Here is a 21,879-nt window from a genome sequence, read left to right on the forward strand (position 1 = left end):
GGGATTTATTCTACGTTCCCGGCGTGGGCCCTCGCGCCGTCGGCGGCTGCCGCCTCGGCCGCGAGTTCGCGCTCCTCGTCCTCCCGCTCCTTGGCGTCGCGGACGAGCCGGTACCAGAGGAAGATCGCGAACCCGGCGAAGATGATCCACTCGGCCGCGTAGAAGATGTTGAGCCAGTTCAGCTCGGTCTGCTGGATGGGCGGCGGCGAGTCGATCTTGTCCAGTCCGGCGGGCGGCGTGCGGTCCACCACGTAGGCGTTGTAGACGTCCATGCCGTCCACGCCGGTCCACAGGTTGTAGAGCTGGCCGACGCCGAGGGTCGTCATCGCGGTCGGGTTCTTCTTGTCGCCCGGTACCTGCGGCTGCTCGTCGGGGAGGATGCGGCCGACGATCTTCTGCGGCTCCTCCGGCTGCTCGGCAAGCCGTGCCATGACCGACTTCGCGGTCGCCTCGTCCGGCGCCCAGCCGCGGGCCACGGCGAGCGCGATCCGGTGGCCGTCGCCGGCGTCCACGTCCACATGGGAGACGACCCACCAGCCGGACCTGCCGAAGTTGATCCGGTCGTACAGGAGCTGGTCGTCGCCGGCCACGAACGTGCCGGTGAACTCCACGAGCTGCCCGACCGACTTGTCCGTCATCGGCCCGTTCGGCTTCGCGACCTGCGCGAGCGGGAGCACCGTCTCGGTCGGAGCCACGACCGCCTTGCCGGACTCGATGGCGCGTTCGAGCTGCCACTGGCCGAGCGCGGCGAACCCGGCGGCGAGCGCGAGCGCGAACAGCAGGGCGCCGATCCAGCGGGGACGCAGCATCATCTGCAGCATGGTGGTGCCGCCCTGCGGCGCCTGCGCGCCGGCGGGGCTGCCGGGGGTGGTGTCGATGGGTCAGTCCCGCTTTCGTTCGACGGTCGTGTCCTGCTGCTGCATGGCCTGCTCGACGATCCGGTCCACAGCCTGGCGCGTGTCGCCGCGCCCGTCGTCGCGGCGCGTGTCGGAGTCGAGGTCGGCGGTGGCCGCCTCGACGAGTGCGATCTCCTCGTCGAGCATGGGATCGCGCTTCTTCCGCCGGTCGCGCCGCTTGGACGATCCGGACCGGAGAATCATCCCACCGATCTTCTCGGAGTTCGCTGCGAGGATCGGCCCCAGGACGGCCATGATCAGCACGTAGAGGCCGGCGAACGGCACGATGCGCGCGTCCAGCCCCGCGCTGAGCGACAGCGTCGCCAGGATGAGCGCGAACTCCCCGCGGTTCTGCAGGATGACCGCGGTGTTGATGCCCGCCTGCGGTCCGAAGCCGTTCAGCCACGCGACGAACTGCCCCGCGAGGATGTTGAGCACGAGCGTCATGGCCACCGCGATGAGCACAGGGCCGAGCACGGCGGGGAACTTCGCCGGATCGAGCTCGAGCCCGAAGTTGAGGAAGAAGAACGCCGCGAACACGTCGCGCAGCGGTATCGCGATGTGCTCGATCTTGTTGCGGTACTTCGTCGCGCCGAGCACGAGCCCGATCAGGAACGCGCCGATCGCGTCGGTGACACCGAGGATCTCGCCGATCCCGGCGAACAGCACCGCGAGCCCGAAGAACAGGATGGTGAAGAGCTCGTCGTCCTTCGTGCGGAACAGCCGCGAGACGTACCTCCCGCCGAACCTGGCCAGCGTGAACATCACGACCAGGAACAGGAACGCGACGGTGAGCTTGCCGACCACCGGCCAGAGCTGGGTCTCCCCGCTCAGCACCACGGACACGATCGCGAGGTAGATCGCGATGAAGATGTCCTCCACCACCGTCACGCCGAGGATCATCGGCGTCTCGGTGTTGGGGAGGCGGCGCAGCTCGATGAGCAGCTTGGTCACGATCGCCGACGACGACGTGGCCGTCATCCCGGCGATGATGAGGGCCTCCCTGGTTCCCCAGCCGACCCAGAAGCCGAACGCCAGGCCGACGCCCATATTGATCAGGATGTAGGAGCCGCCGGAGACGACCAGCTTGCCGAAGTTGCCGAAGAACTCGTCCTGGTCGAACTCCAGCCCCAGGTTGAACAGCAGCAGGATGAGCCCGAAGACCGCGATGAGCTCGATGTAGTTGCTCTCGAAGTCGAGCGGGAACCAGCCGGTGTGCGGGCTCGCGAGCAGGCCGACGAGCATGTAGATGGGGATCGCGGGGAGCCCCACCAGTTTGCCGAGGCGGCCGAGCACGTACGCGACGAGCAGCAGGATGCCGAGGATGATGAGGTCTTCTCCGAGATGCATGGATCAGCCTCCCGGCGGAGCGTCGGACGTGGCCCGTGCGGTCTGACCGGTGCGGAAGAACGCGAACGCCTTGGCGACCTTCTCCGGGGTCCCGGCGACGACGAGCGTGTCGCCAGGGAAGACCTTGAAGTCGGGCGCCGGCGCCGGATTCGCGGAGTCCCCGCGCACGACGGCGACGACGGTGAGCCCGACGAAGCCGCGGTCGGCGGGCGCTCCGAGCTGCTGGCCGGCGATGTAGTCCTCGTAGTCGACGGAGAACCAGTCGATGCTGAGCCCGGGGATCTGGTCGAGCGCGGTCAGCGACTCGGTGATCTGCGTGCCGCCGAGGAGCTCGGCGAGCGTGTGCGCCTCGTCATCGTTGAGGCGCAGCGAGACCTTGGTCACGTCGGCGCCGTCCTCGTGATCGGAGAACGTGATCAGGTCGCTGTGCCCGGAGCGGTGGGCGATGACGCCGACCTTGCCCCCGTCGTCCGTGACGAAGGTGTGCAACACTCCCACGCCGGGCAGTTTGACCCGTCGAACGTCAACCATTTTCCGTCTCCATCCGTCGCGGGCACTGGGTTACAGCCTACCGGAGCGAGGTGGACAGTCGTACAAAATGCACGTATTGCACCAGAATGTACAAACTGAGTGATATCGTCAGCCTCATGAACCAGATCGCCATCTCCGAGGCCCGCGCCCGGCTGTCGTCGCTCATCGATGAATCGCACGCCGAACCGGTCTATCTCACGCGCCGTGAGCGCGCGGTGGCCGCGATCGTCGACGCCGACCAGCTCAAGCACCTCCTGGAGGACGCCGAGGAGCTCGCCGACATCCGGGCCGTCGACGCAGCCTGGGAGGAGACGGAACGGCTACGTGAGACGCCCGTCCCGTGGGAGGACGTCAAGCGCGAACTCGGACTCGCGTGACCTACGCAGTACAGCTCCTCCCCGCCGCGATCCGATCCATCAAGAAACTCCCGCCCGAAGGCAAACGCCGGGTTCAGGCGGTCATCGAGCTTCTGGGCGACGATCCCCGTCCACCCGCATCGAAGAAACTCGTCGGTCGCGTTGAGTGGCGCGTGCGTTCGGGCGATTATCGCGTGCTCTACCGCATCGAGGACGGCATCCTCACAGTCGTCGTGGTGGATGCCGGCCACCGGCGCGAGATCTACCGCTGACCCGAGTGACTCACTCCTCCTTCGGAGGTGCGTCGGCAGCCTCCCCCGCGGCCGCTCTCGCCGCGGCCTTCGCCGCCGGCGTCTTCCCCGACGCCGCCCTCGCCGTGCGCGTGACCGCGCCGGCCTTCGCCGCCGCGGCGTCCACGTCCACGATGTCCGGCGCCTCCAGACGCACCCGGTCGGCCGACTCGTCGTCCGGCTGCTGCTGGCTGGCGCGCTCGGCCGCGACCCGCTTCAGGTAGGTCTGCACCTCGCGCTCCTCGCGGCCGGAGTCCCAGCCGAGCACCCCGGCCATCAGCGACGCAGCGACGGGAGCCGCGGAGACGCCGCGGTCCCAGGCCTCGATCGAGATGCGGGTGCGGCGCGCGAGCACGTCCTCCAGGTGGAGGGCGCCCTCGTGGCTGGCCGCGTAGACGACCTCCGCGCCGATGTAGTCGTCGGCGCCGGGCAGCGGCTGGGCCAGCGACGGGTCGTCGCGGACGAGGGCCAGGATGTCCTCCGTCATCGTCCCGTAGCGGTTGAGCAGGTGCTCGACGCGCGCCGGGTGGAGGCCGGACTCGCTCGCGATGCGGCCGCGCCGGTTCCACGCGGCCTGGTAGCCCTCCGCGCCGACCAGCGGGATCTCCATCGTCGTGCTGGCCGGGATCTTGCCGTCGAGCGCCGACACCGCGGCGTCGATCGCATCCTTCGCCATCACCCGGTACGTCGTCCACTTGCCGCCGGCGATCACGACCAGACCGGGCACCGAGTGGGCGACGAGGTGCTCGCGGGACAGCTTGGAGGTCTCCTCCGACTCGCCCGCGAGCAGCGGACGCAGGCCGGCGTAGACGCCCTCCACGTCCTCCCGGGTCAGCGGGACGTTGAGCACCTGGTTGACGTGGGCGAGCAGATAGTCGATGTCGGCCGCCGTCGCCGCCGGGTGCGCCTTGTCGAGGTGCCAGTCGGTGTCGGTCGTGCCGATCAGCCAGTGCCGTCCCCACGGGATGACGAAGAGCACGCTCTTCTCGGTGCGCAGGATGAGGCCCATCTTCGACTGGAAGCGGTCGCGCGGCACCACGAGGTGGATGCCCTTCGACGCGCGCACCTTGAACTGGCCGCGCTCCCCCACCATCGACTGGGTGTCGTCCGTCCACACGCCGGTCGCGTTGACGACCTGCTTGGCGCGGATCTCGAACCGCTCACCGGTCTCCTGGTCGACCGCCTGCACGCCGACGACGCGCTCGCCGACCTTGAGGAAGCCCTCCACGCGGACGCGCGGGGCGACATGGGCGCCGTAGTGCGCGGCGGTCCGCGCGAGCGTCGCCGTATACCGGGCGTCGTCGACCTGCGCGTCGTAGTAGGTGATCCCGCCGACCAGCGCGTTCGGCGCCATGCTCGGGATGGCCTTGAGCACCTGCCGCTTGCTGAGGTGACGGTGGTGCGGCACCCCCGGCGGGCGCAGGCCGCTGTAGGAGAAGATGTCGTACAACATCATGCCGGCGCCGATGTAGAACCGCTCGTACACGCGCTTGTGCAGCGGGTAGAGGAAGCGTACGGGCTTGACCAGGTGCGGGGCGATGCGCTGCAGCAGGAGGCCGCGCTCGATGAGCGCCTCCCGCACGAGCCCGAAGTCGAGCTGCTCCAGGTAGCGGATGCCGCCGTGGACCAGCTTGGACGACCGGCTGGAGGTGCCGGACGCGAAGTCGCGGGCCTCCACCAGGCCGACGCTCAGCCCGCGGGTGACCGCGTCGACCGCGCTGCCCACGCCGACGATGCCGCCGCCGACCACGAGGATGTCGAGCTCGCTGTTCTTCAGCGCCTCGATCGCGGCGGCGCGCTCGGCGGGGCCGAGGCGTGAGGGGTAGCCCACCGCTGTCGACTGCGCGGTAGTGCCGGACGGGGATGACGTCGCCATCGTTTCCTCCTCCCCGGCCGCCTTCGGCCAGGACCTAGTGCGTCTGATACGGCGCGACGACCACCTCGACGCGCTGGAACTCCTTCAAGTCCGAGTATCCCGTCGTTGCCATGCTCCTGCGCAAGGCCCCCACGAGATTCGCAGTTCCCTCGGCGACCGGCGCCGGGCCGTACAGGATCTCCTCGAGCGGCGCGACCTGGCCGACTGCGACCCGGTTGCCGCGGGGAAGCTGCGGGTGGTGCGCCTCCGCACCCCAGTGCCAGCCGCCGCCGGGCGCATCCGTCGCGCGGGCGAGCGTGGTGCCGAGCATGACCGCGTCGGCGCCGCACGCGATGGCCTTCACGATGTCGCCGGAGCTGCCGAGGCCGCCGTCGGCGATGACGTGCACGTACCGGCCGCCCGACTCGTCCATGTAGTCGCGTCGCGCGCCGGCGACGTCCGCGACCGCCGTGGCCATCGGGGCGTGGATGCCGAGGGTGGAGCGGGTGGTGGAGGCCGCGCCCCCGCCGAAGCCGACGAGCACGCCGGCCGCACCCGTGCGCATCAGGTGCAGGGCCGCCGTGTAGGTCGCGGCGCCGCCGACGATGACCGGGACGTCCAGCTCGTAGATGAACTTCTTCAGGTTGAGGGGCTCGACGTTCTTCGAGACGTGCTCGGCCGAGACCGTGGTGCCGCGGATGACGAACAGGTCGACCCCGGCCTCCACGACGGTCTGGTAGAGCTCCTGGGTGCGCTGCGGCGAGAGCGCGCCGGCGACGGTGACGCCGCCCCTCCCGGATCTCGGCGAGCCGGCGGGTCACCAGCTCGGGCTTGATCGGCTCCGAGTAGATCTCCTGCATCCGGCGGGTCGCCTTGTCGGCGGGCAGCTCGCGGATCTCGGCGAGCAGCGGCTCCGGGTCCTCGTACCGGGTCCAGACGCCCTCCAGGTCGAGGACGCCGAGACCGCCGAGCTGGCCGATCATGATCGCAGTGGTCGGCGAGACCACCGAGTCCATCGGAGCGGCGATGAACGGAGTGGAGAACTGGTACGCGTCGATGGTCCAGGCGACCGAGACGTCCTCGGGGTCGCGCGTGCGCCGGCTGGGCACCACCGCGACGTCGTCGAAGGCGTACACGCGGCGGGCACGCTTGGCCCGCCCGATCTCAATCTCCATACTCACGGGTTCAGTCTATGGCGCGGCACTGGCAGAGTAGGCAGGGTGACCGTCGACGCCGAGCCCCTCGCCCGCCTCCGCCAGCGCACGAGCGAGAAGTGGAGTCTGTATCCGGACGACGTGCTCCCCCTGTTCGTGGCCGAGACGGACTACCCGCTGGCCCCGCCGATCGCCGCCGCCCTGCATGCCGCGATCGACCGCGGCGACACCGGCTACATCGGCGAGGACGACCACGCCAAGAGCGCCTTCGCCCGGTACGCGCGGGACACCTGGGGCTGGGAGGTAGACCCGGGCTCCGTGCTGACGACGACGGATGTCAGCGTGGTCATCGTGGAGGCGCTGCGCATGCTGATCGCACCGGGCGACCGGGTGGTCATCACCCCGCCGGTCTACCCGCCGTTCTACGAGTTCATCCCCGAGGCGGGCGGTGTCGTCGAGGAGGTGCCGCTCCTGGACGACGGCACGACCTGGTCCCTCGACCTGGACGGCCTGGAGCGCGCCTTCGCCGGCGGCGCCCGCGCGTTCCTGCTCTGCCACCCGCACAACCCGCTCGGCCTCGTCCACCCGCGGCCTGTCCTGGAGGCCGTGGCCGCGCTGGCGGCGCGGTACGACGTGGCCGTGGTGAGCGACGAGATCCACGCGCCGCTGACCCACTCCGACGAGAGCTTCACCCCGTTCCTGTCGGTGTCGGACGACGCCCGCCGCGTCGGTGTCGCAGCGCACTCGGCGAGCAAAGCCTGGAACCTCGCCGGGGTGAAGTGCGCGCTGATGGTCGCGGCGTCGCCGGCCCGAGCGTCGCAGCTCCACGCCCTCCCGGTGGAGGTGGAGGTCCGCACGAGCCTGCTCGGCCGGATCGCGACGGAGGCGGCGTTCGACGACAGCAGGGAGTGGCTCGCGGGCACGCTGGAGTCGATCGAGGCGAACCGCGCGCTTCTGGGGCGGCTGCTGGCTACGCACCTCCCGGAGGCTGTGTACCGTGAACCGCACGCGAGCTACCTCGCCTGGGTCGACTTCCGAGGGCTCGGCTGGGGCGACGAGCCCGCCGCGCGCATCCTGGAGGAGGCGCGGGTAGCCGTGGTGCGTGGGCTGGACTTCGGGCGCGAGGGGGCCGGGTTCGCGCGCGTGAACATCGCGTGCTCGCCGGAAGTGCTCACCGAGGCGGTGCACCGCATCGCCCGCCTCCGCTAGCCCCCGCCCCCCTCCACCTCCCGCCGAAGGGCACGTTGTTGTCACTTACGGACGCGAAAAGTGACAACAACGTGCCCCTCGCCGGAGGGAGTCCCCCTCACCGCACCCGTTCGACCCGCTTCTCGTCCCAGACCGGCTCATCCGCTTCGTACACGTTCCCGTCCGCCCCGAAGACGAGGTACCGGTCGAAGCCGCGCGCGAACCAGCGGTCGTGCGTGACCGCCACGACCGTTCCCTCGTAGTCGGCGAGGCCGTCCTCCAGGGCCTCGGCCGAGACCAGGTCCAGGTTGTCCGTCGGCTCGTCGAGCAGCAGGAGGGTATCGCCCGACAGCTCCAGCAGCAGGATCTGGAGGCGCGCCTGCTGGCCGCCGGACAGCGACTCGAAGGTCTGCTCGGCCGAGGCCGCCAGGCCGTACCGATCCAGGACGCGGCTGGCGGCCTCCCGGGGCATGCCCGTGCGGCGGTCGTCGCCGCGGTGCAGGATGTCGAGGAGGGTCCTCCCGACCAGTTCGGGGTGCTCGTGCGCCTGAGCGAACAGGCCGGGGGCGACGCGCGCGCCGAGTTTCGCGACGCCCGAATGCGGGACCGCGGCTCCCGCGACCTCAGCGGACGCGAGGTGCCCCGCCGACGGGTCCGGGTCGGTACCGCCTGCGGCGAGGAGGCGCAGGAAGTGCGACTTGCCCGACCCGTTCGAGCCGAGGACCGCGATGCGCTCACCGAACCAGACCTCCAGGTCGAACGGGCGCATCAGGCCGGTCAGCTCCAGCCCGTGGCACTCGATCACCCGGCGGCCGGTCCGCGCGCCCGTGAGACGCATTCGCACGTTCTGCTCGCGCGGACGCTCCTGCGGCGGCCCGGCCTGCTCGAATTTGGCCAGCCGGGTCTGCGCAGCCTGGTACGCGGAGGCGAGGTCGCTGTTGTACTTCGCCTTCTCCTTGAACCGCAGCACGAGGGCCTTCAGCTTGGCGTGCTCCTCGTCCCAGCGCCGGCGGAGCTCCTCCAGCCGTGCCATCCGCTCCTCGCGGGCGGCGTGGTAGCCGCCGAAGCCTCCGCCGTGCGTCCAGGTGGTGTTGCCGGCGCCGCCGAGCTCGAGGGTGACGATCCGGTCGGCGGCGCGGGCCAGCAGCTCGCGGTCGTGGGAGACCAGGAGCACGGTCTTCGGCGTCGAGCGGAGCTGCTCCTCCAGCCAGCGCTTGGCGGGGACGTCGAGGTAGTTGTCCGGCTCGTCCAGCAGCAGCACCTGCTCCGGGCCGCGCAGCAGCGCCTCCAGCACGAGCCGCTTCTGCTCGCCGCCGGAGAGGCTTCGCACGCTGCGGTTCTGGGCGCGCTCGAACGGGACGCCGAGGGCAGTGACCGTGCAGTGGTCCCAGACGACCTCCTGGTCGTAGCCGCCCGCATCGGCGTAGTCGGTCAATGCCGTCGCGTAGCGGAGCTGGGTGTCCGTCTCGTCGCGCTCGATGATCGCCTCCTCGGCCGCGGCGAGCGCCTCCGACGCCCGGCGGACGGCCCGGGGCGCGACGAGCACGAGGAGGTCGCGGACCGTCCGGTCGTCGCGGACGTGACCGACGAACTGGTCCATCACGCCGAGACCGCCGTCGATCACGACGCCGCCGCTGTCCGGCCGCAGCTCGCCGCGGATGATCCGCAGCAGCGTCGACTTGCCGGCGCCGTTCGCGCCGATCAGAGCCGAAACACTGCCGTCCCCGACCCGGAACGACACGTCGTCCAGGAGCGGCCTCCCGTCGGCGAGAGCGTACGAGACGCCCGAGACGTCGATGTGACCCATGACCGGAATCCTGTCTTCCCCGTGGACAAAGCCTTCCAGCCTAGACGATCCCATCGCCCAGGCCCAGCCCCGACCTGGCCCCAGGCCCCGACAACAACGGAGGACATCCCCATCCCCCACCCCCCGAAACGCAGCCAACGGAGGAGAACCAAGCCCACCACGGCCGGAGCTCCTCCGTTACCCGACATTCACGCCCTCCCACGACCGGATGTCCTCCGTTCGCGACCGGCGTCGGCAACGGAGGAGAGTTCGGTCCGGGCACCCCCGGAAAGCAGACAACGGAGGAGATCCGGGCCCGGGTGGGCAGGATCTCCTCCGTTGGCGGTAGCGGGCGGAGGGGGTCAGCGACGGTAGTTCGGCGCCTCCACGACCATCTGGATGTCGTGCGGGTGCGACTCCTTCAGGCCGGCGGCGGTGATCCGGACGAACCGGCCGCGCTCCTTGAGCTCGGGGATGGTGCGGGCACCGACGTAGAACATCGACTGGCGGAGGCCGCCGACGAGCTGGTACGCCACCGCGGACAGCGGTCCGCGGTACGGCACCTGGCCCTCGATGCCCTCGGCGATGAGCTGCTCGTCGCTCGGGACGTCGGCCTGGAAGTAGCGGTCGCGCGAGTACGAGGTCTTCTTGCCGCGGGTCTGGAGGGCGCCCAGCGACCCCATGCCGCGGTAGTTCTTGAACTGCTTGCCATTGACGAACACGAGGTCGCCGGGCGACTCGGCCGTGCCGGCCAGCAGCGAGCCGAGCATGACGCTCTCCGCGCCCGCGACCAGTGCCTTGGCGATGTCGCCCGAGTACTGGAGGCCACCGTCGGCGATGAGCGGGATGTCCGCCGCCCGCGCGGCCAGCGAGGCCTCGTAGACCGCGGTCACCTGCGGCACACCGACACCGGCGACGACGCGGGTGGTGCAGATGGAGCCCGGGCCGACGCCGACCTTGATGGCGTCCGCTCCCGCGTCGATGAGCGCCTGTGCGCCGGAGCGGGTCGCGACGTTGCCGCCGATGATGTCGACGTGCGAGGCGCGCGGCTCGTGCTTGAGACGGTGGATGATGTCGAGCACGCCGGCGGAGTCGCCGTTGGCGGTGTCCACGACGATGACGTCCACGCCCGCGTCGACCAGGGTCATCGCGCGGTCCCACGCGTCGCCGAAGAAGCCGATCGCGGCGCCCACGCGGAGGCGGCCTTCGTCGTCCTTGGTGGCGAACGGGTACTTCTCGCTCTTGTCGAAGTCCTTGACGGTGATGAGCCCGCGCAGCCGGCCGTCGGCGTCCACGAGGGGGAGCTTCTCGATCTTGTGCTCGGCGAAGATGGCGACCGCGGAGTCCGGGTCGATTCCGACCGGCGCGGTGATGAGCGGCATGCGGGTCATCACGTCGCGCACGAGGGTGGTGGACCGCTCGAACGGGGAGACGAAGCGCATGTCGCGGTTGGTGATGATGCCGACCAGCTTGCCGTCGCCCTCTACGACCGGGAGGCCGGAGACGCGGAACTGCCCGCAGAGCAGGTCGACCTCCTCGACGGTGGCGTCCGGGGTGGTGGTCACCGGGTTGGTGATCATGCCCGACTCGGACCGCTTCACCTTGTCGACGTTGGTGGCCTGATCCTCGATGGACAGGTTGCGGTGGATGATGCCGATGCCGCCGTGCCGGGCCATGGCGACGGCCATGCGCGACTCGGTCACGGTGTCCATGGCGCTGGAGAGGAGCGGGGTCGCCATGCTGATCCGCTTGGTCAGGCGAGTCGAGGTGTCCGCCTCGCTCGGGATGACGTCGGTGTGCCCGGGAAGGAGCATGACGTCGTCGTAGGTCAAACCGATGAATCCGAACGGATCCGCCTGGTCCATTTCACCCCTATCAAGGTCGCGCGAGTTGTGGATGATTCATCGTAACGGCACAAGCTGGGCGGTTATTCCGCAGCAGAGCGCCGAACTCACTCCACCGTCGCGAGATCCAGCTCGGCCTGCTTCTTCCCCTGGCGGGCCGCCACGATCATGTCCACGCTGAGGATCGCGAGGGCCAGCCAGACGATCGCGAAGCCGATCCAGCGCTCGGGCGGCATCGCCTCGTTCAGCACTGCGACGCCGACGATGAACTGGATGAACGGCGCGAAGTACTGGATGAATCCCATGTACACCAGCGGCAGGCGTCGGGAGGCCGCGGCGAAGAACAGCAGCGGCACGGCCGTGATCACGCCCGCGCCGACGAGCAGCACCGTGTGCCACGGACCGTCGCTCCCGATCGTCAGGCCGACCGTGAGGCTCACGACCACGAGCTGCACGATCGCGACGGGCGTCAGCCACATCGTCTCCAGTGTCAGCCCGGAGACCGCGTCGACCCGGCCGCCGACGCGCTTCTTGATGAGGCCGTAGAAGCCGAACGAGAACGCCAGGATGAGCGCGATCCACGGGACCTGCCCGTAGCCGATCGCGAGCACGACGACGGCGATCACGCTGACGCCGACCGCCACCCACTGGGCGACGCGGAGCCGCTCGCGCTGGACGATCACGCCGAGGAACACGGTCACGATCGGGTTGATGAAGTAGCCGAGCGCGGCCTCTACGACGTGACCGCTGACCGTGGCCAGCACGTACGTCTGCCAGTTGACGTAGATGAGTGCTCCGGCGAGGCCCATCGTGAACAGGACCCTGCGGTCCTTCAGGAGGGCGCCGAACGTGCGCCACGTCCGCGTGACGGTGAGCGCGATCGCGCAGAACACCAGCGAGAAGAGCACCCGCCAGGCGACGATCTCCCAGGCGCTGGCCGGCGCGAGAGCCAGGAAGTAGATGGGGAGGATGCCCCACAGGACGTAGGCGGAGATCGCGTAGGTCAGGCCGGACCTGCGGTGTTCGGAGAGGGGCTGCGGCACTCCCACGACACTACTCCGAACCGGGGACACGGATCAGCGCCGTAGCACCCGCGGAGGGACGACGAAGGCCCGGGCGCAGCAGCGCCCGGGCCTCGGCCGAAAGGAGGTGCGTCAGCGGACGACGACCGCGAGGACGTCGCGAGCCGAGAGGACCAGGTAGTCCTCGCCGCCGAACTTGACCTCGGTGCCCCCGTACTTGGAGTAGATCACCTTGTCGCCGACGGCGACGTCGAGCGGGACGCGGTTGCCGTTGTCGTCGATGCGGCCCGGTCCGACGGCCACGACCTCGCCCTCCTGGGGCTTCTCCTTGGCGGTGTCGGGGATGACCAGACCGGAGGCAGTGGTCTGCTCAGCCTCGACCTGCTTGATGACGATGCGATCTTCGAGCGGCTTGATGGAGACCGACACGGTTGACCTCTTTCTTTGGTGAACTCAGTCTTTGCGAACTCAATACGTTGCGCGGCTTGCGTTAGCAAACTCGCACGGAGAGTGCTAACACGAGTCTAGGGGGTGCGTTAGCAGTCCCGCAACGTGAGTGCCAGAAGGTACCGTGGTGCACATGGACCGGTCCGAACTCGTCGAGCTGCTGAGCCCCGAAGGCCTCCGACTGCTCGACTCGCTGCCCCCGTACCGGTCCGAGAAGGACGTTCTCGCGATGGTCACCGACCTGCGCAAGCAGGGCCACTCCCCCGGGCTCGTCGCGGCGGTGCTGACGCAGGCGAAGCTGCGCAAGAAGGCTGTGGGCAAGTTCGGCGAGTTCGCCTCCCGGATGCTGTTCACCGAGGCGGGGCTGGAGCAGGCGACGCGCCTGTCGGTCGCTGCGCGCCACGCCGGCCGGTTCCGGGCGGCCGGGCTGACCCGCGTCGCGGACCTCGGCTGCGGCATCGGAGGCGACGCGCTCGCCCTCGCGGCGCTGGAGCTGGAGGTCACGGCCGTGGAGGCCGACGAGGTGACCGCCGCGATCGCCGCCTTCAACCTCGCCCCCTTCCCCTCGGCGACGGTCGAGCACCGCCGGGCGGAGGACGTGAGCCTCCGCGCGATCGACGGCGTCTTCCTCGATCCTGCCCGCCGCACGCCCGGCCACACCGACACCGACCGGCTGACCGATCCCGACGACTACACGCCGTCGCTCGGCTTCGCCTACGAGCTCGCGACCGGCCGTTCGGTCGGGCTCAAGCTCGGCCCCGGCTTCGACCGCGACCTCATCCCGTCGACCGCGGAGGCCCAGTGGGTGTCCGCCGACGGGCAGGTCGTGGAGCTCGGGCTGTGGTTCGGCGCGCTCGCCCGCACGGGCATCCGCCGCGCCGCCCTGGTGCTGCGCGGCGACGAGGCGAACGAGCTGACGGCGGAGGCCGACAGCGAGGACGCCGAGACCGGCGAGCTGGGCGAGTACCTCTACGAGCCGGACGGCGCGGTCATCCGCGCACGCCTGATCGGGGACCTGGCCCGGCGGCTCGACGGCCGGATGCTCGGCGACGGCATCGCCTACATCACGGCCGACGAGCCCGTGCCGACGCCGTTCGCGGCGGGCTTCCGCATCCTGGAGACCCTGCCGTTCGCCGAGAAGGACCTCAAGAAGGCGCTGCGGGCGCGCGGGATCGGCACGCTGGAGATCAAGAAGCGCGGCGTGGACGTCGACCCGGCCGCGCTCCGGACGCGTCTCAAGCTGTCCGGCGACCGTCCCGCGACCCTGATCCTGACCAGGGTCGCGGGACGTCACACGGCGTTGCTCGCCGAGCGCCTCTGACCGCGCGACCGGTCAGTACCGGTACGTGTTCGACAGGTTCGCCACGAGGATCCCCCAGAAGATCCAGAAGATGATCGCGATGGCGACCGAGACGAATCCGAGGATGATCCCGGTGAGCCAGAAGCCCTTGGCCTGCGGCTCCTTGGTGCGGCCGATGAAACCGAGGACGATGGCAGCGACGCCGAAAAGGGCGCCGATCCCGAACGCGAGGTTCAGGACGATGCCCAGGATGCCGCCGACGAGCGACAGGATGCTGAGGATCGGCGACTTGGTCGCGGGCGCCGTCGCGTAGGGCTGCGTGTAGCCGGGCGCGGGCTGGCCGTAGGCAGGCTGACCGTAACCGGGCTGGCCGGGCTGGCCGGGCTGCTGGCCGTACGGCTGCTGTTGACCGTAGGGCTGCTGGCCGTACGGCTGCTGCGGCTGCTGCCCGTATGGCTGCTGGCCGTACGGCTGCTGCGGCTGCTGCCCGTACGGCTGCTGCGGCTGCTGCCCGTACGGCTGCTGCGGCGCGCCGTACCCGGGCGCGACCGGCGGAGCGGGCGGCGCAGGAGGCGCCACCGGGGGCGTCGGCGGGACGCCGTCGGGCGCCGCCGCAGGCGGGATGTCGGAGGACGGCGAAACCGGCTGGGCCGGCGTGCTGCCGTCCGTCCCTTCGGGCTCCGGGGCGCCGGACGGGGTGTTCGGATCGGACATGCTGCCCATCTCCTTCTCTGGTGAGTTCCTGAGAAATTTCTGTACTGAATCCATCGTCTCAGTGGGGGGCGCAGCGTGTCAACGCATGCAAATCTCCGGGCGGCTCAGACCTCCGCGACCTGAATCTCCGTGACCGGAAGGGTGGAGTCCGCGCCGAAGTCCAGCCGGCTCGGCGCGCGCCCGGCCATGATGAGCTGCGCGCCGAGCGCCGCGATCATCGCGCCGTTGTCGGTGCACAGCGAGAGGGCCGGGATCCGCAGGGCCACGCCCGCCTCGGCCGCCCGCTGCACCGCGAGCTGGCGCACGCGCGCGTTCGCGACGACGCCGCCGCCGAGCAGCAGGCGCGGCACGCCATGGTCGAGGCACGCGGCGATCGCCTTGGTGATCAGCACGTCCGCCACCGCCTCCCGGAACGACGCGGCCACATCGGCGACGGGCACCTCCTCGCCGGCGTCCTGGCGCTGCTCGACCCAGCGGGCGACCGCCGTCTTGAGGCCGGAGAAGGAGAAGTCGTAGCGGTGCCGCTCCAGGTCCTTCGGCTTGGTCAGCCCGCGCGGGAACCGGATCGCGCGCGGGTCGCCGTCGGCGGCGACGCGGTCGATCTGCGGTCCGCCCGGGTACGGGAGGCCGAGCACGCGGGCCACCTTGTCGAACGCCTCGCCCGCGGCGTCGTCGATCGTCTCGCCCAGCAACTCCACGTCGGAGACCAGGTCGCGCACGAGCAGCAGCGAGGTGTGGCCGCCGGAGACCAGCAGCGCGACGGTCGGCACCTCGACCGGGTGGCCGGGGCCTCCTGCCGCGTCGAGGACGTCCGCCCCGACGTGCCCGACCAGGTGGGTTGACGGCATACAGCGGCTTGCCGAGCGACAGCGCGAGCGCCTTCGCGGCGCCGACGCCGACCATGAGCGCGCCGGACAGTCCAGGGCCGCTCGTCACGGCGATGGCGTCGATGTCGGCGAGGTCGATCCCGGCGTCGGCCACCGCGGTGTGGAGCGTCGGGGTGAGCGCCTCCAGGTGGGCGCGGGCCGCGACCTCCGGGACGACGCCGCCGTACCTGGCGTGCTCCTCCATCGAGGAGGCGATCGTGTTGGAGAGCAGCGTCGTGCCGCGCACGATGCCCACGCCGGTCTCGTCGCAGGAGGTCTCGATGCCGAGCACGAGCGGCCCGTCGCCGTGCGATGCGTGCTGAGCGTCGTTCATGCGATCGTGGTCTCCGGGGTCGGGACGGTCAGGCGCATGACGATCGCGTCCACCCCGTCCGGCTGGTAGTAGCGCGGGCGCACGCCGATCTCCTCGAAGCCGAGCGTGCGGTAGAGGGTCTGCGCGCCGGGGTTGTCGGCGCGCACCTCCAGGAACACCTCGCGGGCTCCGCGGTTGCGCGCCTCCCCGATGAGCGCGTGCATGAGGGCGCGCCCGAGGCCGTGCCGCCGCGCGTGCGGCGCCACGGCGATGGTCTGGATGTCGCCCTCGCCCGCACCGCGCGGCGCGAGCAGGCCTGCGTAGCCGTCGATGCGGTCCGGGTCGTCCAGCCCGACGGCGACCAGATAGTACCCGTGGGCCCCGGTCACCTCGGAGCGCATCGACTGCTCCGACCAGGCGTCGGTGACGAAAGTCTCGCGCTCCAGCAGCATGATCGCGTCGACGTCGGCCTCGGTGGCGCGGCGGAGCTGCCACGACGGCGCGCTCGGCCTCGGCTCGCTCACGCGCTCACCCGCTTGGGCCCGGCGGAAAGCGTGACATCCGGCGAGCGCAGATACAGCGGCTCGTCGCGGTCGAACGGGAGGCCGGCGGCGAAGCGCAGTTCGGCGATCATCCCGAGCAGGCCGGCGGAGACGGTGGCGGCCTCCTCGCGCGGCAGGTCGGGATGCGGCAGCGCGTCCGGCTTGTCCAGGCCGGGGCCGTCGAGGCGGACAGGGAGGCCGTGCTCGTCCACACCCGCGTACGCCGTCCAGTAGCGCTCGCGGCGGCGCGCGTCGGTCACGACCAGCAGCGGGCCCGCGTGACCGGCCAGGTAGCGCTCGTACGCCACCGCGTCGTGGCTGACGACGGGGACGAGCGGGCGGGCGGCGCCGAACGCGAAGGCGGTCGCGGCCGCGATGCCGACCCGGAGGCCGGTGAAGGGACCCGGCCCCATCCCCGCCACGACGCCGGACAGTCCGTCCGCGCGCGTGCCGGAGGCGTCGAGTGCCGCGGCGATCAGGTCGCCGATGACCTCGGCGTGCCGCATGGTGTCCGGCTCCGTCACTTCGGCGAGGATGCCGCCGTCACGGTCGACCACGGCGACGCTCGTGCCCGCGGAGGTGTCGATGGCGAGGAGCATGCCTCCAGCCTAGGCGGGATGCGCGCCCCTGAGGACTCGTCCGCTCCCCTGTGTGCGAAGCTGTCGGCATGGCGTCCTCCCCGTCCGGCTCCCTCGTCTCGGCCGACGTGCGCCGCCACAACCTGGCGCTCGTGGCGCACCGGCTCGCGCAGCAGGGCCCACTGTCGCGCAGCCAGCTCGCGGACGTCACCGGGCTCGCCCGCGGCTCGGTGACCGCCCTCGTCGCCGCGCTGGTGGAGGCCGGGGTCGTGCGCGAGTCGGAGGAGCCGGAGGCCGCGCCGCGCGGGTCCGCCTCCCGTGGCCGCCCGCTCACGCTGCTGCGCCTGGCGGCCGACGACGTCGCCCTCCTCGTCCTCCAGCTCGACGCCGACCAGGCGACCGCCGTGCTGACGGCGGTGGACGGCCGCGCACTGTTCCGGGCCTCTGAGCACCACGGCCGGCCGATGGGCGACCCCGGGCGGGTGCTCGACGTGCTCGCCCGCGTGCTGGCCCGCACCCTCGACGCCGCCGCCGGGCTCGGCCGGCGCGTGGTGGATCTGACCGTGGTGGTGTTCGCCCCGATCGGCGGCACGCCTCCCGTGCTGGTGGCCGACACCGACTTCGAGTGGGGCGAGGTCGACGTGCTCGGCGGGCTCCGGCAGCGGGTGCCGGAGCTGCCGCCCGCCACCCTCGCGAGCGACGGCACGGTCGCCGCGCTGGCCGAGCTCGCAGAGCTGGAGGCCGCGGGTTCCGGAGTCCGCGACCTGGTCTACGCCAAGAGCAACTCGGGCATCGGCGGTGCGGTCGTCGCGGAGGGCGCGCTCGTCGCCGGCGCGCACGAGTTCGCGGGGGCGTTCGGCCACATCGCGGTCGACCCGCGTGGTCCTCGCTGCCTGTGCGGTCAGCGGGGCTGCCTGGTCACCGTCGCCGGGCCGGATGTGGTGCTGGCCGCGGCCGGGCTGACGGCCGAGGTCGCCGAGCGCGGACTGACGGAGGCGCTGCGGGAGCTGGTCGCCCGCATCAACGCCGGCGAGCCCGCGGCGAGCGCAGCGTGGGAGGCCGCTCTTCCGTGGATCGCGCACGCTCTGCGCATCGTCTCGATGACCGTCGACCCGGAGGTCGTCGTCCTCGGCGGATATTGGGCGGAGCTGGCCGGGTCCATCGCAGAGGCGTTCGCACAGAACGGCCCCGCGATCGCATCGACCGCCACGGCGATCGCGGTGGTCCCCGGCCGCCTGGGCGAGGACGCCGCCCTGATCGGCGCCGCGCGCGTCGCCCGGGGTGCGCTCCTCGATGATCCCCTGGCTCTGGCGACAGTCCACCCGACTTCCGTCACGATTTGATTCGACGCTTGAATTAATCACGGAAGTGCGTCATGCTTACGCGGGTAATCACACCCTCGAAAGGACCGACCGTGACGACGATGTCATCGAGCTCCCCCGAACCAGCGCCCCTCTCCGCAGCCACGGCCGCGGCGCCCGACCCCGACGCGGTCGACACGGCGGGCACCGTCAGCCCGCTCGCCCGCCGCGGCCTGCTCCCCTCGCTCGCGATCACCTCCCTGGTGCTCTTCGCGACCTACACCGGCCTGATCAGCGTGCTGCTGCCCAACCAGGTCACGAACATCGACCCGGCGCACAAGGTGGCCAACCTCGCGATCGTGACCACGACCTCCTTCGTGTTCACGCTGTTCGCGCAGCCGATCGTCGGCGCGTTCAGCGACCGCACGCGCTCCCGGATGGGCCGCCGGGCGCCGTGGATGGTGATCGGCACCGCCGTCGCCGCCGCGTTCCTGATCGGGCTCGGCTCGCTGCAGTCCATCCTCTGGATCACGGTGTTCTGGGTCGTCATCCAGGTGGCGCTCAACGCGATGCAGGGGCCGCTCAGCGCCATCACGCCCGACCGCTTCCCGCGCAGCCGCCGCGGCGTGGCCTCTGCGATGGTCGGGATCGGCACGATGGCCGGCAGCACCATCGGCGTCATCGTGGCGGGCATCCTCGCCGCGAACGTCGGCCTCGCCTACTCGGCGTTCGGGATCGTCGTGCTCCTGGTCACGCTCGGCTTCGTGCTGTTCAACCGCGACTACTCCAGCAAGGGCATCGAGCTGCCGCCCTTCCGCTGGAAGGCGTTCTTCGCCGGGTTCTGGATCAACCCGCGCAAGCACCCCGACTTCGCCTGGGCGTTCGCGGCACGCTTCCTTTTCATCCTCGGTTACTTCGTCGCCTTCAGCTACCAGCTCTTCATCCTGACCGACTACATCGGGATGTCGCTGAAGCAGGCGAACGCCCAGATCGGCGTGATCAGCCTCGCGTCGCTCGCCACCACCGTCGTCTCGGTCGCCCTCGCCGGCTGGCTGAGCGACAAGCTCGGACGCCGCAAGGTCTTCATCTACCTGGCCTCCGTGCTGATGATCGTCGGGCTGGCGATGCCGCTGCTGATGCCCACCATCACCGGGATGCTGCTGATGTCGGCGATCAACGGCTTCGGCTTCGGCCTCTACATGGCCTGCGACACCGCCCTCATGACCGAGGTGCTGCCCGGCGGCGGCGTCGCGGCCGCCAAGGACCTCGGCATCCTCAACGTCGCGACCAACATCCCGCAGGCGCTCAGCCCCGCGATCGCGGCCGTGCTGATCGGCGCGGTCGGCGGCTATCCGGCCCTGTTCGTCTTCGCGATGGTCTGCGTCGCGCTGGCCGCCCTCGTCCTCATCCCCATCAAGTCCGTCCGCTGAGAAGGAGAACCCCGTGACAGACAGCACCCTCGACCGACCCGAGGTCACCACGACGGGAGGCCGCGTGCGCGGCCGGTGGCGGGACGGCTCTGCCGCCTTCCTCGGCATCCCGTTCGCCGAGCCGCCGGTGGGCGACCTGCGCTTCGCCGCCCCGGTCCCGCACCGCCCGTGGGACAGCGTGCTCGACGCCGGCGAGCACGGCGCGACTCCGCAGCGCAAGGCGCTCGCGGAGATCACCCTCATCCCCGAGCCGTCCTACCCGGGAGAGTCGACGCTCAACGTGGACGTCTTCACGCCGCGCCCCGGTGACGCCGACGCGAAGCTGCCCGTGCTGGTCTACATCCACGGCGGAGGCTACGTCGCCGGGTCGCCGGCCAGCCCCTGGTACGACGGCGCCGCCTTCAACCGCGACGGGGTCGTGACGGTCAGCGTCTCGTACCGGCTCGGCTTCGACGGCTTCGGCTGGATCGAGGACGCACCGGCGAACCGCGGCGTGCTCGACTGGATCCTGGCGCTGGAGTGGGTGCGCGACAACATCGCGTCGTTCGGCGGCGACCCGGCGTCGGTCACCATCGCGGGCCAGTCGGCCGGCGGCGGCGCCGTGCTCACCCTCCTGACGGTGCCGCGCGCGGCGAGCCTGTTCCAGCGGGTCTATTCGATCTCCGGCACCACGGCGAGCGTGAACCTGGAGGACGCCGAGCGCTACGGTCGCGCCCTCGCCGCCGCCGCCGGGGTGGAACCCACCCGGGCCGGGCTGTCCGCACTGACCGAGGAGCGGATCCTGGCGCTGCAGGGCGAGGACGACGCGGTCACCTCGCCCGAGGCGCCAGCGGACCCGATGGCCCCGCTGCGGGCACTGGCCTCCGGGTCGGCGCTGCGCTGGGCCCCGGTCGTGGACGGCGACCTCGTGCCGGCGCCCATCGCTGCGGCGATCGCCGACGGGATCGGCGCGGACAAGGCGCTGGTGCTCGGCGCGACGGACAACGAGTTCAACATGGCCGTCGCCGACCTGCGCGACGCACTTGCCGGGACCGACCCGGCCGGCCTGCTGGCCTCCGTCGGCGTCCCGGAGGAGGCGGCGGCCGCCTACGTCGCCGCTCATCCAGGGCTCGACACCGCCGAGACCCTCGGGCAGTTCGTCACGGACGCGATGTTCCGGGCGCCCGCCCGCGAGATCGCGGAATCGCGTGCGGCAGCGGGCGCCCCCGCCTGGATCTACCGGTTCGCGTGGACGTCGCCGACCTTCGGCGCGGCCGTGCACTGCCTCGATGTGCCGTTCTTCTTCGACTGTCTCGACAGCGAACGGGTCGGCTACATTGCAGGCGAGCAGCCGCCGACCGCACTCGCCGACGACGTGCACGGGGCGGCGGTGCGGTTCATCGCCTCGGGCGACCCGGGATGGCCGGCCTACGTGTTGGCGGAGCGCGATGTGCAGGTGTTCGACGTCCCGACCACGGTCGTGGGGGACGGCCTGGCCGACGTCGGCGTGCTTCAGAGCGCGCGCTGACGTCACCGCCCGCGCCGACGGAGGCGACGCCGCCGGCGCGGGCACACTCCTCCGCCCCCTCGAGGGGCACGTAAACGCCCCTAAAACGCGGTTCTAGGGGCGTTTACGTGCCCCTCGGCGGATGGGTCAGGCGGCCCAGCGGGGGCCGAAGCCGGTGACCGTGACGGTGCGCGGCTCGTCCGCGTCGAGGTCGGCGGCCGCGTCGTCGGCGGCAGCCTCGGCCGCACCCGTCGGCCGCACGATGTCGACCTCCAGCCACGACTCGGCGACGCCGTCGAGCATCCCGCCACCCCACTCCACGACCACCACCGAGCCGGCGAAGTCGATGTCGAGGTCGTCCAGCTCCACCGCGCTGCCGAGACGGTACGCGTCGACATGGACCAGCGGCGCACCGTCGACCAGGTTCGGGTGCGTGCGGGCCAGCACGAAGGTCGGGCTCGTGACCGGGCCGCGGACGCCGAGGCCCTCGCCGATCCCGCGGGTCAGCGTCGTCTTGCCTGCACCGAGCGGGCCGGTCAGCACCACGAGGTCGCCGGCGGCCAGCATCCCGGCCAGCTCCAGCCCCAGCGCGTGCATGTCGTCGCCGGTGTCGACCGTGCGCTCGATCAG

At 71.1% G+C, this 21,879-nt stretch carries 19 protein-coding genes and 2 pseudogenes; 7 read left to right on the plus strand and 14 right to left on the minus strand.

Annotated elements, in window-relative coordinates; all coding sequences use genetic code 11:
- Positions 1 to 5: 5 nt before the first annotated feature.
- From ABH923_RS06605 to ABH923_RS06615, 3 genes are all read right to left on the minus strand, one after another.
- Positions 6 to 812 (minus strand): SURF1 family cytochrome oxidase biogenesis protein, encoded by an 807-nt coding sequence (locus ABH923_RS06605; RefSeq protein ID WP_370054558.1) that lies wholly within the window; start codon positions 810 to 812, stop codon positions 6 to 8.
- Between the two features lie 69 nt (positions 813 to 881).
- Complete coding sequence (locus ABH923_RS06610; RefSeq protein ID WP_370054559.1) at positions 882 to 2,246, minus strand: cation:proton antiporter; 1,365 nt, start codon at positions 2,244 to 2,246, stop codon at positions 882 to 884.
- A gap of 3 nt (positions 2,247 to 2,249) precedes the next feature.
- The gene (locus tag ABH923_RS06615; protein WP_370054560.1) at positions 2,250 to 2,744 is read right to left on the minus strand and encodes a cation:proton antiporter regulatory subunit; all 495 of its coding nucleotides are present in this window, start codon (positions 2,742 to 2,744) and stop codon (positions 2,250 to 2,252) included.
- 149 nt (positions 2,745 to 2,893) lie between these two features.
- Between ABH923_RS06615 and ABH923_RS06620 the strand changes: the two genes are divergently transcribed.
- Entirely contained in the window at positions 2,894 to 3,154 is a 261-nt protein-coding gene (locus tag ABH923_RS06620) for a type II toxin-antitoxin system Phd/YefM family antitoxin (protein ID WP_370054561.1), read from the plus strand.
- Positions 3,151 to 3,405 carry a type II toxin-antitoxin system RelE/ParE family toxin gene (locus ABH923_RS06625; protein WP_370054562.1) on the plus strand — a complete coding sequence of 85 codons (255 nt, stop codon included), beginning with the start codon at positions 3,151 to 3,153 and terminating at the stop codon, positions 3,403 to 3,405. Before ABH923_RS06620 ends, ABH923_RS06625 begins: the two co-directional genes overlap by 4 nt.
- 10 nt (positions 3,406 to 3,415) lie before the next feature.
- Here ABH923_RS06625 and ABH923_RS06630 read toward each other — a convergent pair whose 3' ends face one another.
- Positions 3,416 to 5,299, minus strand: coding sequence for a glycerol-3-phosphate dehydrogenase/oxidase (locus ABH923_RS06630; RefSeq protein WP_370054563.1), 1,884 nt, complete (start codon positions 5,297 to 5,299; stop codon positions 3,416 to 3,418).
- Positions 5,300 to 5,333: 34 nt separating this feature from the next.
- Positions 5,334 to 6,453, minus strand: a pseudogene (locus ABH923_RS06635) (GuaB3 family IMP dehydrogenase-related protein).
- A gap of 45 nt (positions 6,454 to 6,498) precedes the next feature.
- On the opposite strand from ABH923_RS06635, the gene ABH923_RS06640 reads away from it, so the two are divergent.
- Positions 6,499 to 7,641, plus strand: a complete 1,143-nt coding sequence (locus ABH923_RS06640; protein ID WP_370054564.1) for a MalY/PatB family protein — start codon at positions 6,499 to 6,501, stop codon at positions 7,639 to 7,641.
- Positions 7,642 to 7,738: 97 nt separating this feature from the next.
- On the opposite strand, the gene ABH923_RS06645 is transcribed toward ABH923_RS06640, so the two are convergent.
- From ABH923_RS06645 to groES, 4 genes are all read right to left on the minus strand, one after another.
- Entirely contained in the window at positions 7,739 to 9,427 is a 1,689-nt protein-coding gene (locus tag ABH923_RS06645; RefSeq protein ID WP_370054565.1) for an ABC-F family ATP-binding cassette domain-containing protein, read from the minus strand.
- 341 nt (positions 9,428 to 9,768) lie between these two features.
- The gene (gene guaB, locus ABH923_RS06650) at positions 9,769 to 11,271 is read right to left on the minus strand and encodes an IMP dehydrogenase (protein WP_370054566.1); all 1,503 of its coding nucleotides are present in this window, start codon (positions 11,269 to 11,271) and stop codon (positions 9,769 to 9,771) included.
- A gap of 86 nt (positions 11,272 to 11,357) precedes the next feature.
- Complete coding sequence (rarD, locus tag ABH923_RS06655; protein WP_370054567.1) at positions 11,358 to 12,293, minus strand: EamA family transporter RarD; 936 nt, start codon at positions 12,291 to 12,293, stop codon at positions 11,358 to 11,360.
- Positions 12,294 to 12,404: 111 nt separating this feature from the next.
- Positions 12,405 to 12,701 (minus strand): co-chaperone GroES, encoded by a 297-nt coding sequence (gene groES, locus ABH923_RS06660; protein WP_055894868.1) that lies wholly within the window; start codon positions 12,699 to 12,701, stop codon positions 12,405 to 12,407.
- 151 nt (positions 12,702 to 12,852) lie between these two features.
- Here groES and ABH923_RS06665 point away from each other — a divergent pair, with 151 nt between their 5' ends.
- Positions 12,853 to 14,040 carry an SAM-dependent methyltransferase gene (locus ABH923_RS06665; RefSeq protein ID WP_370054568.1) on the plus strand — a complete coding sequence of 396 codons (1,188 nt, stop codon included), beginning with the start codon at positions 12,853 to 12,855 and terminating at the stop codon, positions 14,038 to 14,040.
- A 12-nt stretch (positions 14,041 to 14,052) separates the two neighbouring features.
- Here the strand turns inward: ABH923_RS06665 and ABH923_RS06670 are convergent, their stop codons facing one another.
- From ABH923_RS06670 to tsaB, 4 genes and pseudogenes are all read right to left on the minus strand, one after another.
- Complete coding sequence (locus ABH923_RS06670; protein ID WP_370054569.1) at positions 14,053 to 14,733, minus strand: DUF4190 domain-containing protein; 681 nt, start codon at positions 14,731 to 14,733, stop codon at positions 14,053 to 14,055.
- Between the two features lie 104 nt (positions 14,734 to 14,837).
- Positions 14,838 to 15,933, minus strand: a pseudogene (tsaD, locus tag ABH923_RS06675) (tRNA (adenosine(37)-N6)-threonylcarbamoyltransferase complex transferase subunit TsaD).
- Positions 15,930 to 16,436 carry a ribosomal protein S18-alanine N-acetyltransferase gene (gene rimI / locus ABH923_RS06680; RefSeq protein ID WP_370054570.1) on the minus strand — a complete coding sequence of 169 codons (507 nt, stop codon included), beginning with the start codon at positions 16,434 to 16,436 and terminating at the stop codon, positions 15,930 to 15,932. Before rimI ends, tsaD begins: the two are co-directional and overlap by 4 nt.
- The gene (gene tsaB / locus ABH923_RS06685) at positions 16,433 to 17,053 is read right to left on the minus strand and encodes a tRNA (adenosine(37)-N6)-threonylcarbamoyltransferase complex dimerization subunit type 1 TsaB (protein WP_370054571.1); all 621 of its coding nucleotides are present in this window, start codon (positions 17,051 to 17,053) and stop codon (positions 16,433 to 16,435) included. The genes rimI and tsaB overlap by 4 nt, the downstream gene beginning before the upstream one ends.
- A 68-nt stretch (positions 17,054 to 17,121) precedes the next feature.
- Between tsaB and ABH923_RS06690 the strand changes: the two genes are divergently transcribed.
- The 3 genes from ABH923_RS06690 (at position 17,122) to ABH923_RS06700 (ending at position 21,270) form a co-directional block, all read left to right on the plus strand.
- The gene (locus ABH923_RS06690) at positions 17,122 to 18,375 is read left to right on the plus strand and encodes an ROK family protein (RefSeq protein WP_370054572.1); all 1,254 of its coding nucleotides are present in this window, start codon (positions 17,122 to 17,124) and stop codon (positions 18,373 to 18,375) included.
- Positions 18,376 to 18,455: 80 nt separating this feature from the next.
- Positions 18,456 to 19,763 carry an MFS transporter gene (locus tag ABH923_RS06695; RefSeq protein WP_370057312.1) on the plus strand — a complete coding sequence of 436 codons (1,308 nt, stop codon included), beginning with the start codon at positions 18,456 to 18,458 and terminating at the stop codon, positions 19,761 to 19,763.
- 13 nt (positions 19,764 to 19,776) lie between these two features.
- The gene (locus tag ABH923_RS06700; protein WP_370054573.1) at positions 19,777 to 21,270 is read left to right on the plus strand and encodes a carboxylesterase/lipase family protein; all 1,494 of its coding nucleotides are present in this window, start codon (positions 19,777 to 19,779) and stop codon (positions 21,268 to 21,270) included.
- A gap of 126 nt (positions 21,271 to 21,396) precedes the next feature.
- Here the strand turns inward: ABH923_RS06700 and tsaE are convergent, their stop codons facing one another.
- Complete coding sequence (gene tsaE, locus ABH923_RS06705) at positions 21,397 to 21,846, minus strand: tRNA (adenosine(37)-N6)-threonylcarbamoyltransferase complex ATPase subunit type 1 TsaE (protein WP_370057313.1); 450 nt, start codon at positions 21,844 to 21,846, stop codon at positions 21,397 to 21,399.
- Between the last annotated feature and the right edge of the window lie 33 nt (positions 21,847 to 21,879).

It is taken from the genome of Leifsonia sp. EB41 (genome assembly GCF_041262565.1).
Classification (GTDB): Bacteria; Actinomycetota; Actinomycetes; order Actinomycetales; family Microbacteriaceae; genus Leifsonia.

What these genes read in the sequence shown, in the direction of transcription:
- ABH923_RS06630 (WP_370054563.1), bottom strand. Translation starts at nt 5,299, where the DNA reads ATGGCGACGTCATCCCCGTCCGGCACTACCGCGCAGTCGACAGCGGTG.
- ABH923_RS06610 (WP_370054559.1), bottom strand. Translation starts at nt 2,246, where the DNA reads ATGCATCTCGGAGAAGACCTCATCATCCTCGGCATCCTGCTGCTCGTC.
- ABH923_RS06645 (WP_370054565.1), bottom strand. Translation starts at nt 9,427, where the DNA reads ATGGGTCACATCGACGTCTCGGGCGTCTCGTACGCTCTCGCCGACGGG.
- ABH923_RS06670 (WP_370054569.1), bottom strand. Translation starts at nt 14,733, where the DNA reads ATGTCCGATCCGAACACCCCGTCCGGCGCCCCGGAGCCCGAAGGGACG.
- tsaE (WP_370057313.1), bottom strand. Translation starts at nt 21,846, where the DNA reads ATGCACGCGCTGGGGCTGGAGCTGGCCGGGATGCTGGCCGCCGGCGAC.
- ABH923_RS06605 (WP_370054558.1), bottom strand. Translation starts at nt 812, where the DNA reads ATGATGCTGCGTCCCCGCTGGATCGGCGCCCTGCTGTTCGCGCTCGCG.
- guaB (WP_370054566.1), bottom strand. Translation starts at nt 11,271, where the DNA reads ATGGACCAGGCGGATCCGTTCGGATTCATCGGTTTGACCTACGACGAC.
- tsaB (WP_370054571.1), bottom strand. Translation starts at nt 17,053, where the DNA reads ATGCTCCTCGCCATCGACACCTCCGCGGGCACGAGCGTCGCCGTGGTC.
- ABH923_RS06665 (WP_370054568.1), top strand. Translation starts at nt 12,853, where the DNA reads ATGGACCGGTCCGAACTCGTCGAGCTGCTGAGCCCCGAAGGCCTCCGA.
- ABH923_RS06690 (WP_370054572.1), top strand. Translation starts at nt 17,122, where the DNA reads ATGGCGTCCTCCCCGTCCGGCTCCCTCGTCTCGGCCGACGTGCGCCGC.
- ABH923_RS06620 (WP_370054561.1), top strand. Translation starts at nt 2,894, where the DNA reads ATGAACCAGATCGCCATCTCCGAGGCCCGCGCCCGGCTGTCGTCGCTC.
- ABH923_RS06695 (WP_370057312.1), top strand. Translation starts at nt 18,456, where the DNA reads ATGTCATCGAGCTCCCCCGAACCAGCGCCCCTCTCCGCAGCCACGGCC.